Source organism: Klebsiella sp. GN_Kp190 (assembly GCF_040061795.1).
In the GTDB taxonomy this organism is placed as follows: Bacteria; Pseudomonadota; Gammaproteobacteria; order Enterobacterales; family Enterobacteriaceae; genus Klebsiella; species Klebsiella michiganensis.
This window is the reverse complement of record NZ_JBEAFN010000072.1, coordinates 13590-26205: the sequence shown is the minus strand read 5'-3', so window position 1 is coordinate 26205 and position 12616 is coordinate 13590. Positions and strand designations below refer to the sequence as shown.

Here is a 12616-nt window from a genome sequence, read left to right as displayed (position 1 = left end):
GGTTAAAATTTTTATGTACCAGGTTGTTGCGTCTGATTTAGATGGCACGCTGCTTTCTCCCGATCACTGCTTAACTCCTTACGCCAAAGAGACGCTGAAGCTGCTTACCGCACGCGGTATCAACTTCGTGTTCGCGACCGGCCGCCACTACATCGATGTTGGGCAAATTCGCGATAATCTCGGCATTAAATCCTATATGATCACCTCAAACGGCGCTCGCGTACACGATAGCGAAGGGAAGCAGATCTTCGCCCACAACCTTGACCGCGATATCGCCGCCGACCTGTTCGAAATGATGCGTAACGATCCGGCGATTGTGACCAACGTCTATCGCGAAGATGAGTGGTATATGAATCGCCATCGTCCGGAAGAGATGCGCTTCTTCAAAGAGGCGGTGTTTAACTACAAGCTGTACGAGCCGGGTGAGCTGGATCCTGAAGGGATCAGCAAAGTCTTTTTCACCTGCGATAAGCATGAGCATCTGCTGCCGCTGGAGCAGGCGATCAACGCCCGCTGGGGCGATCGGGTGAACGTGAGCTTCTCTACCGTTACCTGCCTCGAAGTAATGGCGGGCGGCGTGTCTAAAGGGCATGCGCTGGAGGCCGTGGCGAAAATGCTCGGCTATAGCCTGAAAGAGTGTATCGCCTTCGGCGACGGTATGAACGATGCGGAAATGCTGTCAATGGCGGGCAAGGGCTGCATTATGGCCAACGCGCACCAGCGGCTGAAAGACCTGCATCCTGAGCTGGAAGTGATCGGCAGCAACGTCGATGACGCCGTTCCCCACTACCTGCGTAAACTCTATCTTGACTAAAAAAGATTGACGATTGTTTAATTAATGAGCAGTCGTCAACCTATCACTCCGCTACAATGCGTGTTCTTTACTCTATGAGACATTCATTGTGGCGCTACTGATTATCACCACCATTCTGTGGGCCTTTTCCTTTAGCCTGTATGGCGAATACCTGGCAGGCCACGTCGACAGCTATTTTGCGGTGCTGGCGCGCGTTGGCCTGGCGGCGCTGGTGTTTTTGCCCTTCCTGCGCACCCGCGGGCAGAGCCTGTCAACCATCGGCCTGTATATGCTGGTGGGGGCGATGCAGCTCGGCATTATGTATATGCTGAGTTTCCAGGCCTATCTGTACCTGACGGTATCGGAGCTTCTGCTGTTTACCGTCCTGACGCCGCTCTATATCACGCTGATTTACGATGTGATGAGCCGCCGTCGCCTGCGCTGGGGCTACGCCTGCAGCGCGCTGCTGGCGGTAATCGGCGCGGGCATCATCCGTTATGACCAGGTGACCAACCATTTCTGGACCGGTTTGATCCTGGTTCAACTCTCCAATATCAGCTTCGCGATTGGCATGGTGGGGTACAAGCGCCTGATGGAAACGCGTCCGATGCCGCAGCATAACGCCTTCGCCTGGTTCTACATCGGGGCGTTTCTGGTGGCGGCGGTTGCCTGGTCGATGCTGGGTAACGCGCAGAAAATGCCGGAAACTTCGCTACAGTGGGGCATCCTGGCCTTTCTTGGCGTGGCGGCATCCGGGATTGGTTACTTTATGTGGAACTACGGCGCCACCCAGGTGGATGCCGGTACGCTCGGCATCATGAACAATATGCACGTGCCTGCCGGGCTGCTGGTAAACCTGGCCATCTGGCAGACGCAGCCCCGCTGGCCGAGCTTTATTATTGGCGCTCTGGTGATCCTGGCCTCGCTATGGGTCCATCGACGCTGGGTCGCTCCGCACTCCGCACAAACGGTAAATGATCGCAAGCGTGGTTCCGCGCTGAGCGAATAAACGCCTCGGTAACCGGCTGGCGCTGCTCGCCGTCGCGCACCGCGGCGTACAGTCGGCTCCACAGTCCCTCGCCCAGGGTTTTGGTCACCACCAGGCCCTGGCGCTCAAAGCTTTCCACGACCCAGTGCGGCAGGGCGGCGATGCCCATTCGCGCCGCCACCATCTGAATTAACAGCAGCGTATTGTCGACGCTCTTCAGCTGCGGGCTAATCCCGGCAGGCTGCAGGAAGTGACGCCAGATATCCAGACGTGCGCGCTGGACCGGATAAATCAGCAGCATTTCAGTCGCTAAATCCTCGGGCGCGATGCGCGCCTTTGTCGCCAGCGGATGATCCGGCGCCATCACCAGGCGTACTTCGAAATCAAACATTGGCGAATAGTGCAGTCCGCTGCGCGGCAGGATATCGGAGGTCATCACTAGATCCAGCTCGCCCTGCTGCAGGCCCGGCTGCGGGTCGAAGATCACCCCGGACTGAAAGTCCACCTCCACATGCGGCCAGCGGGCGCGGAAACTCTCCAGCGCCGGCGTGAGCCACTGAATACAGCTATGGCATTCGATGGCGATACGCAGCCGGGTTTGCTGCGGCTCATTGCAATCCTGCAGGGCGCGGCTGATTTGCGGCAGGACCTGATTGGCCAGCTGCAGCAGGATCTCTCCCTGCGGCGTAAAGCGCAGCGGCTGACTTTTACGTACAAACAGACGGAAGCCGAGGCGCTGTTCCAGATCGCTGAACTGGTGGGACAAGGCGGATTGGGTCTGGTGCAGGGCCGCCGCCGCGCCTGCCAGAGAGCCGCTATTCCGCAACGCCTGGAGCGTTTTCAGGTGTTTAATTTCGATCATGAAAGTCCTTCACTTCGGCATGAATAATTTGCGCTTGAGGAATATACAGTAACTGCCAATTATGGATGTGTAAACATCTGGACGTCTAAATCCTTTATCTTTCGAATTTATGGCAGCGTTGGCTGCACTTCCTCACCCCCGTCACTTACTTCAGTAAGCTCCTGGGGATGAGCAAGTTTGCCGCCTTCCCTAAATCCGAAATCTTTCGGATTGCAATTATGAGGCTCAAAAAATGACAATTATTAACCACACCCTCGGTTTCCCTCGCATTGGCCTGCGCCGCGAGCTGAAGAAAGCGCAAGAAAGCTACTGGGCGGGCAATACCAGCCGCGAAGAACTGCTGGCCGTTGGCCGCGAACTGCGCGCTCGCCACTGGGAACAGCAGAAGCAGGCGGGCATTGACCTGCTACCGGTGGGCGATTTCGCCTGGTACGACCATGTTCTGACCACCAGCCTGTGGCTTGGCAACGTGCCGGCTCGTCATCAGAACAAAGACGGCTCCGTTGATATCGATACCCTTTTTCGCATAGGCCGCGGCCGCGCGCCGACCGGCGAACCGGCCGCGGCGGCGGAAATGACCAAATGGTTTAACACTAACTACCACTACATAGTGCCGGAATTTGTGAAGGGCCAGCAGTTCAAACTGAGCTGGAACCAGCTGTTGGATGAGGTGGACGAAGCGCTGGCGCTGGGCCACAAAGTGAAGCCCGTCCTGCTTGGGCCAGTCACCTATCTGTGGCTCGGTAAGGTGAAAGGCGAGCCGTTCGACCGCCTGAACCTGCTGCACGATATTCTGCCTGTTTACCAGCAGGTGCTGACTGAACTGGCAAAACGCGGCGTTGAGTGGGTGCAGATTGATGAACCGGCGCTGGTGCTCGAGCTGCCGCAGGCGTGGCTGGATGCCTTCAAACCGGCTTACGCGGCCCTTAGCGGTCAGCTTAAGCTGCTGCTGACTACCTACTTTGAAGGCATTACCGATAACCTCGACACCATTACCGCACTGCCGGTACAGGGCCTGCATGTGGATCTGGTCCACGGCCAGGACGATGTCGCCGAACTGCATAAGCGCCTGCCTGCCGACTGGCTGCTCTCCGCGGGGCTGATCAACGGCCGCAACGTCTGGCGCGCCGATCTGAGCGAGAAATACGCGCAGGTTAAAGATATCGTCGGCAAACGTGAACTGTGGGTAGCCTCTTCCTGCTCCCTGCTGCACAGCCCGATCGATCTGAACGTGGAAACGCGGCTCGATGCCGAAGTGAAGAGCTGGTTTGCCTTCGCCCTGCAAAAATGCCGGGAGCTGGCGCTGCTGCGCGATGCGCTGAACAGCGGCGACACCGCGGCGATTGCTGACTGGAGCGCGCCGATCCAGGCACGTCGCCAGTCAACCCGCGTGCACAACGCTGCGGTAGAGAAGCGTCTGGCGGCCATTACCGCTCAGGACAGCCAGCGTCAAAGCGTCTACGAAGTTCGCGCCGAAGCGCAGCGCGCCCGCTTTAAGCTGCCGGCCTGGCCAACCACCACCATCGGCTCCTTCCCCCAGACCACCGAGATCCGCGGCCTGCGCCTGGACTTCAAAAAGGGCAATCTCGATGCTAACCGCTACCGCACCGGCATCGCCGAACACATTAAGCAGGCGATCGTTGAGCAGGAGCGACTGGGGCTGGACGTGCTGGTACACGGTGAAGCCGAGCGTAACGATATGGTGGAATACTTCGGCGAACACCTGGACGGCTTTATTTTCACGCAGAACGGCTGGGTACAGAGCTACGGCTCCCGCTGCGTCAAACCGCCGGTGGTCATCGGCGATATCAGCCGCCCGGAGGCGATCACCGTCGAGTGGGCAAAATACGCTCAGTCCCTGACCGACAAACCGGTAAAAGGCATGCTGACCGGCCCGGTGACCATTCTTTGCTGGTCCTTCCCGCGTGAGGACGTCAGCCGTGAAACGATTGCGAAACAGATAGCCCTCGCGCTGCGCGATGAAGTGGCGGATCTGGAAGCCGCCGGTATCGGTATCATCCAGATCGACGAACCGGCCCTGCGGGAAGGCCTGCCGCTGAAGCGTAGCGACTGGGATGCGTATCTGGCATGGGGGGTGGAAGCTTTCCGTATCAATGCCGCGGTGGCGAAAGACGACACGCAGATCCACACCCATATGTGCTATTGCGAGTTCAACGACATCATGGATTCCATCGCCGCGCTGGATGCGGACGTGATTACCATCGAAACCTCGCGTTCTGATATGGAGCTGCTGGAGTCGTTCGAAGCGTTCGACTACCCGAATGAAATCGGGCCGGGCGTGTACGACATTCACTCCCCGAACGTGCCGAGCGTGGAGTGGATTGAAGGGCTGCTGGAAAAAGCCGCGCAGCGTATCCCGGCAGAGCGCCTGTGGGTGAACCCGGACTGCGGCCTGAAAACCCGCGGCTGGACGGAAACGCGCGCCGCGCTGGCCAACATGGTCAAGGCCGCGCAAAACCTGCGCCAGGCGTAATATAAATCACACTTGTGGGAGGCCCCGGCCTCCTTTTTTGGTTTCTTCTCTTCGCTGGCAAAACCGAATGTGAAGAACTGTTCGGCGTGAAGCGGCAGCGTCTGGATAACGTCCACCCGCTCCCGGCTGTTGCTCAGGACGGATGTCTTTGACTACAGTTAAGCGTTCCCTGAACCGAAGCTGTGATAACTCTCCTGAGGTGAAAGATGATTGAACACCACGATCAAAAAGGGTATTTGCGTTTTGCCATTAATCTGGGTAATCCGGTGCTTACGACACTGCTGCCGGATGGGTCTCCGGGGGGGATTACCGTCGAGCTGGCAAAGAAACTGGCTGCAGAGAGCCAGCGCGAAGCGCGGTTTGTGACCTGGCCGACGGCCGGGCAGGTAGTGGACGCGGCGCTGCAGGATCAATGGGATATCGCCTTTCTGGCTATCGACCCGGCGCGGGAAGATAAGCTTCGCTTTACGCCATCCTACGTCACTATCGAAAGCTCGCTGATGGTGAAAAAAGAGAGCCAGATTCAATCGGTTCAGGAGATGGACCGCGCAGGCGTGGTAATTAACGTGGGCAAAGGCGCGGCCTACGAGCTGTATCTGATTCGCACGCTGCAGCATGCGACGATGCGCCAGTACGCCACCTCACAGGAGGCTATTCAGGCGTTTATCAACGGCGAAGGCGATTGGGTGGCCGGTATTCGCCAGCCTCTGGAGAAAGCCGCGCAGGAGAATCCGCAGTTTCGCGTTCTGCCCGACAGCTTTAGCCAGATACACCAGGCGATATGCGTACCGCGCAATGCGACGCAGCACTATGAATTTATTTGCCGCCGCCTCTCTTCCTGGATAGCGGACGGTACTATTGCCGGGATGGTGAGCCGCCATATCGGCAATAGCTGATCGTTAACCGCGCTTACCGCCATACTGCGCAAACCAGGCCAGCATCCGCTGCCAGCCGTCTTTTGCCGACTCTTCATGATAGCTGGCGCGATAGTCGGCATTAAAAGCGTGGTCGGCGTGCGGGTAAACCACGATTTCCGCCGTGGCGTTGGCCGCCCGCAGCGCCTGACGCATCGTTTCCACCGTGTCCTGCGGGATGCTGTCATCTTTCGCGCCATAAAGCCCTAACACCGGCGCGTTAAGATCGACGGCAATATCGACCGGATGCTTCGGCGAATTCAGCGTTTTCTCGCCGACCAGCTTGCCGTACCAGGCGACGGCGGCTTTTAACTGCGGATTATGTGCAGCGTACAGCCAGGTAATACGCCCGCCCCAGCAGAAGCCGGTAATCAGCAAGCGATGGGCATCGCCGCCGTGGCGGTAGGCCCAACTGGCCACGTGATCGAGGTCGGCCAGCACCTGAGAATCCGGCACCTTTTTGACCAGTCCCTGGAACAGAGAAGGGATGTCGCTGTAATCATTAGGATCGCCCTGGCGGAAGTAGAGCTCCGGTGCGATAGCCAGATACCCCTCCTTTGCCAGACGGCGGCAGATATCGCGGATATGTTCATGCACGCCGAAAATTTCCTGGACCACGATAACGACCGGCAGCGGACCGTCGACGCCGCGCGGGCGAGCATGGAACGCCGGCATGTTGTCTCCCTGTGAAGGGATGGATGTCTCCCCGGAGACGATGTTCTCATCTGATGTGTGAACGGCAGTTGAGGCGTGCGGCGTGGCTGCAGGTGCAAAGCCGGTTTGCTTAATTGTCGTCATGGTATTCTCCGTACCCTCAATTTATTAGCGCATCAATAACTATAGCTGCTCTGGACAGGACGTTAATCAAACACAGTGCCCGAAACAGGCTATCTTTTGTTCAGGCTTCTGCGATTTAGCTTGTTAATGTGATGTATATCACTATTTTATGGAAAGTTATTGCAATGAATTTCATTCATGGTGATTGTGGTCACAAAATTGAGCCGACAGCTTCTGTAAAGTACCGTTTTGCTTCTGCTGATAATTCGACCCACAGAGGAGTTTTTTATGTCCAAGTCTGATGTTTTTCATCTCGGCCTCACCAAAAACGATTTACAAGGGGCTACGCTGGCTATCGTCCCTGGCGATCCGGAGCGTGTGGAAAAGATCGCCGCGCTGATGGATAAGCCGGTTAAGCTGGCATCTCACCGTGAATTCACCACCTGGCGCGCTGAGCTGGATGGTAAAGCAGTGATTGTCTGCTCTACCGGTATCGGCGGCCCATCGACCTCTATCGCCGTGGAAGAGCTGGCCCAGCTGGGCATCCGTACCTTCCTGCGCATCGGCACCACCGGCGCCATTCAGCCGCATATTAATGTCGGCGACGTTCTGGTGACGACCGCGTCCGTCCGTCTGGACGGCGCAAGCCTGCACTTTGCGCCAATGGAGTTCCCGGCGGTGGCTGACTTTGAATGTACTACCGCGCTGGTTGAAGCGGCGAAGTCTATCGGCGCGACCACCCATATCGGTGTCACCGCCTCTTCCGACACCTTCTATCCGGGCCAGGAACGTTACGATACCTTCTCCGGCCGCGTTGTTAGCCGTTTTAAAGGCTCGATGGAAGAGTGGCAGGCGATGGGCGTGATGAACTATGAAATGGAATCCGCCACGCTGCTGACGATGTGCGCCAGCCAGGGCCTGCGCGCCGGGATGGTTGCCGGAGTTATCGTCAACCGTACCCAGCAGGAAATTCCGAACGCGGAAACCATGAAGCAAACCGAAAGCCACGCGGTGAAAATTGTCGTGGAAGCGGCGCGCCGCCTGCTGTAGTTACCCTTTCTTCTGCCAGGGGTCGGACTCTCCGGCCCTTCTTTTTTGCGTAGCGCCTCGCAGGAAAACCCTTTCAAACTGGACGTTTGTACAGCACAATTCTATTTTGTGCCGTAAGTCGTTGCCGCAGGGGGCGTTGTGGATATCTCAATTATTATTAGTGCCGTTGTGGCGCTGGCCGTCGGGCTGATTGTCGGCTGGCTGGCGACCAAAGCGCACGCCGATCAAATTCGCGCCGATCTTATCGATGAGCGGCGCGAGCTGGATATTGAGCTGAGCGCGGCCCGCCAACGTCTGGTGCAGGAGTCACACTGGCGAGAAGAGTGTGAACTGCTCAATAACGAACTGCGCAGCCTGCGCGATATCAACGCCTCGCTGGAAGCCGATCTTCGCGAAGTGACCACCCGACTTGAATCCACTCAGCTGCATGCGGAAGACAAAATTCGCCAGATGGTGAACAGCGAGCAGCGTCTTAGCGAACAGTTTGAGAATCTGGCAAATCGCATTTTTGAGCACAGCAACCGGCGGGTGGATGAGCAGAATCGCCAGAGCCTGCACGGCCTGCTGACGCCGCTTCGCGAACAGCTGGATGGCTTTCGTCGGCAGGTGCAGGATAGCTTTGGTCAGGAAGCGCGGGAGCGCCATACTCTGGCCCATGAAATCCGCAATCTTCAGCAGCTGAATGCGCAAATGGCCCAGGAGGCGCTAAACCTGACGCGCGCGCTCAAAGGCGATAACAAAACCCAGGGCAACTGGGGCGAGGTGGTGTTGACCCGCGTGCTGGAAGCGTCCGGACTGCGGGAAGGATATGAATATCAGACCCAGGTCAGCATCGAAACGGACAACCGCGCGCGGATGCAGCCCGATGTGATTGTCCGTTTACCGCAGGGGAAAGACGTGGTGATCGATGCCAAGATGACCCTGGTGGCCTATGAGCGCTATTTCAACGCCGAAGATGATTACACCCGTGAAGCGGCGCTGCAGGAGCATATCGCTTCGGTACGCAACCATATGCGCCTGCTGGGGCGTAAAGACTACCAGCAGCTGCCGGGGCTGCGTTCGCTCGACTACGTTCTGATGTTTATCCCGGTGGAGCCCGCCTTCCTGCTGGCTATCGATCGTCAGCCAGAACTCATTAGCGAAGCGCTGAAGAACAACATCATGCTGGTGAGCCCAACCACGCTGCTGGTGGCGCTGCGGACTATCGCCAATCTCTGGCGCTATGAGCATCAGAGCCGTAACGCGCAGAAAATTGCCGAAAGAGCGGGGCGGCTGTATGACAAGATGCGCCTGTTTGTCGATGATATGTCCGCCATCGGACAGGGCCTGGATAAAGCTCAGGATAACTACCGCCAGGCGATGAAAAAGCTCGCCTCCGGACGAGGTAACCTGCTGGTACAGGCGGAATCATTCCGTGAGCTGGGCGTGGAGGTTAAGCGTGAGATTAATCCTGAGTTAGTTGAACAGGCGACGGCCCAGGATGAAGAATACCGCCTTGCGCAGGGGGGTAACCCGCCGGAAGATAACGATATTTCATCCGATCCTACGGCTACTGCCATGTTTGGGGGCGGCTCCCGGCCACGTTGAAGCGTATGGGAAGTGCGCTAAACCTGTTACACTCAACGAACATTTTCTTGATAAGCAAGCAGGCATTGAGATGGTTGAGGATTCACAAGAAACGACGCATTTTGGCTTTCAGACTGTCGCCAAAGAGCAGAAAGCTGACATGGTGGCGCATGTATTTCATTCTGTGGCCGCAAAATATGACGTAATGAACGACCTGATGTCGTTCGGTATTCATCGTTTGTGGAAGCGTTTCACCATCGACTGCAGCGGCGTCCGCCGCGGGCAAACCGTATTGGATCTGGCTGGTGGTACCGGCGATCTGACGGCGAAATTCTCTCGCCTGGTGGGTGAAACCGGCCGCGTGATGCTGGCGGACATCAACGACTCTATGCTGAAAATGGGCCGCGAAAAGCTGCGTAACATTGGTATTGTCGGCAACGTGGAATACGTCCAGGCAAACGCTGAAGCGCTGCCTTTTGCAGACAACACCTTTGATTGCATTACGATTTCTTTCGGTCTGCGTAACGTGACCGACAAAGAAAAAGCGCTGCGCTCAATGTATCGCGTATTAAAGCCGGGCGGCCGCCTGCTGGTGCTGGAATTCTCAAAACCGATTATTGAGCCGCTCAGTAAAGCCTACGACGCCTATTCCTTCCATATCCTGCCGCGCGTGGGTGAGCTGGTTGCTAAAGATGCCGAAAGCTATCGTTATCTTGCTGAATCTATTCGAATGCATCCCGATCAGGACACGCTGAAAGGTATGATGCAGGACGCAGGGTTTGAAAGCGTCGACTACTACAACCTGACGGCAGGTATCGTTGCGCTACACCGCGGATATAAGTTCTGACAGGAGGGACGCTATGCCTTTCAAACCACTGGTTACCGCCGGTCTTGAGACGGTCCTTAACACCTTCCTCTGGCGCGATCGGGCGCTGAAACCCGCGCGCCAGCGACTGCTGGGGAAAGTACTGCGCATCGAGCTGCAAGAGCTTTCCGATCCTGTGGTGCTGGTTTTTAGCGAACGTCAGCTGGACGTGCTGGGCGCGTGGGAAGGTGAGGCTGATTGCACCGTACGTACCCGCCTTAGCGTGCTTCCGCAATTGCGCAATCGCCAGCAGCTTACCGCGCTGATTCGTAGCGGCGATCTTGAAGTGCAGGGCGACCTGCAGGTGGTGCAAAATACCGTCACGCTGTGCGATCTGGCAGAGTTCGATCCGGCTGAACTGCTTGCCCCGTATACCGGTGATGTGGTTGCGGAAGGCTTTAGTAAAGTATTCCGCGGCGGCGCTCGCTTTCTTCTGCATGGCGCTCAACGCCAGCAGCGCTATGTCGCGGAAGCGATTACCGAAGAGTGGCGCCTGGCGCCGGGGCCGCTGGAGCTGGCCTGGTTTGCAGAGGAAACCGCTGCGGTAGAACGAACCCTGGCCGCGCTGGAAAAACGGCTGGACACGCTGGAGGGCAAATGACGCCAGGAGAATTACGGCGCCTGTATTTTATCGTCCACACCTTTTTGAGCTACGGGCTTGATGAGCTCATTCCCAAAATGCGTATCACGCTGCCGCTGCGAATCTGGCGGCGGATGCTGTTCTGGATGCCCAACCGCCATAAAGATCGTCCTCTTGGCGAGCGACTGCGCCTCGCATTACAAGAACTGGGGCCGGTGTGGATCAAGTTTGGCCAGATGCTCTCGACCCGTCGCGACCTGTTTCCGCCGCACATTGCCGATCAGCTGGCCATGCTGCAGGATCGCGTCGCGCCCTTTGACGGTCTGCAGGCCAAAAAGCAGATTGAGCAAGCCATGGGCGGCCTGCCGGTAGAAGCCTGGTTTGATGACTTCTCTGTTGAACCGCTCGCTTCCGCTTCTATTGCCCAGGTGCATACCGCGCGTCTGAAAGAGAACGGTAAAGAGGTGGTCATTAAGGTGATCCGCCCGGATATCGTGCCGGTTATCAAAGCGGATATGAAGCTTATCTACCGTCTTGCCCGCTGGGTGCCGCGTCTGTTACCGGACGGCCGTCGCCTTCGCCCGCAGGAAGTGGTTCGCGAATATGAAAAAACGCTGCTGGATGAGCTCAACCTGCTGCGTGAATCGGCTAACGCTATCCAGCTTCGCCGCAACTTCGACGAGAGCCCAATGCTTTATGTCCCGGAAGTTTATTCGGACTACTGTAGCGAAGGCATGATGGTGATGGAGCGGATTTACGGGATCCCGGTGTCCGACGTCGCCGCGCTGGAAGCGCAGGGGACTAACATGAAGCTGCTGGCCGAGCGTGGCGTGCAGGTCTTCTTTACGCAGGTTTTCCGCGACAGCTTCTTCCATGCCGACATGCATCCGGGCAATATTTTTGTCAGTCGTCATCATCCGGAAGATCCGCAGTACATTGGTATTGACTGCGGTATTGTCGGTTCGCTGAACAAAGAGGATAAGCGCTATCTGGCGGAGAACTTCATTGCCTTCTTCAACCGCGATTATCGCAAAGTTGCGGAGCTGCACGTTGATTCCGGCTGGGTTCCCGCGGATACCAACGTTGAAGAGTTCGAGTTTGCTATTCGTACCGTCTGCGAGCCTATCTTTGAAAAACCGCTGGCGGAAATCTCGTTTGGCCACGTGTTGTTGAACCTGTTTAATACGGCGCGACGTTTCAATATGGAAGTGCAGCCGCAGCTGGTTCTGCTGCAGAAGACATTACTTTACGTAGAAGGTGTAGGTCGCCAGCTCTATCCTCAGTTAGACTTGTGGAAAACGGCGAAACCGTTCCTTGAATCGTGGATCAAAGATCAGGTGGGCATTCCGGCTCTGGTGCGGGCGTTTAAAGAAAAAGCGCCGTTCTGGATCGAAAGAATGCCGGAAATACCGGAGCTGGTTTACCAGAGCCTGCAGCAAAGCAAGCAGCTGCAGAATAGCGTCGATACCATCGTGCGCGACATCCAGGTGCGGCACGTGCGCCAGGGTCAGTCCCGCTATTTGTTCGGTATAGGCGCGGTTTTATTACTGAGTGGTACGCTGCTATTCATTCATCGTCCCGAGTGGGGCATGATGCCAGGCTGGCTGATGGCCGCTGGGGTCGTAACCTGGCTTATCGGCTGGCGAAAGACGAACTGACGGCGGCCGCCTTTATCACTGCGCATAATGTGTATAATGCGTCCTAATAATTCATCATCTGTCATAGGG

Annotated in this window: 11 protein-coding genes; 9 read left to right on the top strand and 2 right to left on the bottom strand. The window is 56.9% G+C overall.

The window, feature by feature from the left end:
- The first annotated feature begins 13 nt into the window (after window positions 1-13).
- Window positions 14-814, top strand: a complete 801-nt coding sequence (gene yigL, locus ABLU67_RS26155) for a sugar/pyridoxal phosphate phosphatase YigL (RefSeq protein WP_025108397.1) — start codon at window positions 14-16, stop codon at window positions 812-814.
- Window positions 815-902: 88 nt separating this feature from the next.
- A complete protein-coding gene (locus tag ABLU67_RS26150) occupies window positions 903-1802 on the top strand; it encodes a carboxylate/amino acid/amine transporter (protein WP_025108396.1) in 900 nt (299 codons plus the stop codon).
- Here the strand turns inward: ABLU67_RS26150 and metR are convergent.
- Window positions 1690-2643 carry an HTH-type transcriptional regulator MetR gene (gene metR / locus ABLU67_RS26145; RefSeq protein ID WP_004097578.1) on the bottom strand — a complete coding sequence of 318 codons (954 nt, stop codon included), beginning with the start codon at window positions 2641-2643 and terminating at the stop codon, window positions 1690-1692. The two genes, ABLU67_RS26150 and metR, sit on opposite strands and share 113 nt — an antisense overlap.
- Window positions 2644-2875: 232 nt before the next feature.
- On the opposite strand from metR, the gene metE reads away from it, so the two are divergent.
- Window positions 2876-5137 (top strand): 5-methyltetrahydropteroyltriglutamate--homocysteine S-methyltransferase, encoded by a 2262-nt coding sequence (gene metE / locus ABLU67_RS26140; RefSeq protein WP_025108395.1) that lies wholly within the window; start codon window positions 2876-2878, stop codon window positions 5135-5137.
- Window positions 5138-5343: 206 nt separating this feature from the next.
- Window positions 5344-6033, top strand: a complete 690-nt coding sequence (locus ABLU67_RS26135; RefSeq protein WP_025108394.1) for a transporter substrate-binding domain-containing protein — start codon at window positions 5344-5346, stop codon at window positions 6031-6033.
- A 3-nt stretch (window positions 6034-6036) separates the two neighbouring features.
- Here the strand turns inward: ABLU67_RS26135 and ABLU67_RS26130 are convergent, their stop codons facing one another.
- Window positions 6037-6849, bottom strand: a complete 813-nt coding sequence (locus ABLU67_RS26130; RefSeq protein WP_004097582.1) for a dienelactone hydrolase family protein — start codon at window positions 6847-6849, stop codon at window positions 6037-6039.
- Between the two features lie 267 nt (window positions 6850-7116).
- Here ABLU67_RS26130 and udp point away from each other — a divergent pair, with 267 nt between their 5' ends.
- The 5 genes from udp (at window position 7117) to ubiB (ending at window position 12547) form a co-directional block, all read left to right on the top strand.
- Window positions 7117-7878, top strand: a complete 762-nt coding sequence (gene udp, locus ABLU67_RS26125; protein WP_004097583.1) for a uridine phosphorylase — start codon at window positions 7117-7119, stop codon at window positions 7876-7878.
- Window positions 7879-8016: 138 nt separating this feature from the next.
- Window positions 8017-9465 carry a DNA recombination protein RmuC gene (rmuC, locus tag ABLU67_RS26120; RefSeq protein WP_046878124.1) on the top strand — a complete coding sequence of 483 codons (1449 nt, stop codon included), beginning with the start codon at window positions 8017-8019 and terminating at the stop codon, window positions 9463-9465.
- Between the two features lie 70 nt (window positions 9466-9535).
- Window positions 9536-10291 carry a bifunctional demethylmenaquinone methyltransferase/2-methoxy-6-polyprenyl-1,4-benzoquinol methylase UbiE gene (gene ubiE / locus ABLU67_RS26115; protein ID WP_004097585.1) on the top strand — a complete coding sequence of 252 codons (756 nt, stop codon included), beginning with the start codon at window positions 9536-9538 and terminating at the stop codon, window positions 10289-10291.
- A gap of 13 nt (window positions 10292-10304) precedes the next feature.
- Window positions 10305-10910 carry an SCP2 domain-containing protein gene (locus ABLU67_RS26110; protein WP_014227479.1) on the top strand — a complete coding sequence of 202 codons (606 nt, stop codon included), beginning with the start codon at window positions 10305-10307 and terminating at the stop codon, window positions 10908-10910.
- Window positions 10907-12547, top strand: a complete 1641-nt coding sequence (gene ubiB, locus ABLU67_RS26105; RefSeq protein WP_025108392.1) for a ubiquinone biosynthesis regulatory protein kinase UbiB — start codon at window positions 10907-10909, stop codon at window positions 12545-12547. Before ABLU67_RS26110 ends, ubiB begins: the two co-directional genes overlap by 4 nt.
- Window positions 12548-12616: the final 69 nt, after the last annotated feature.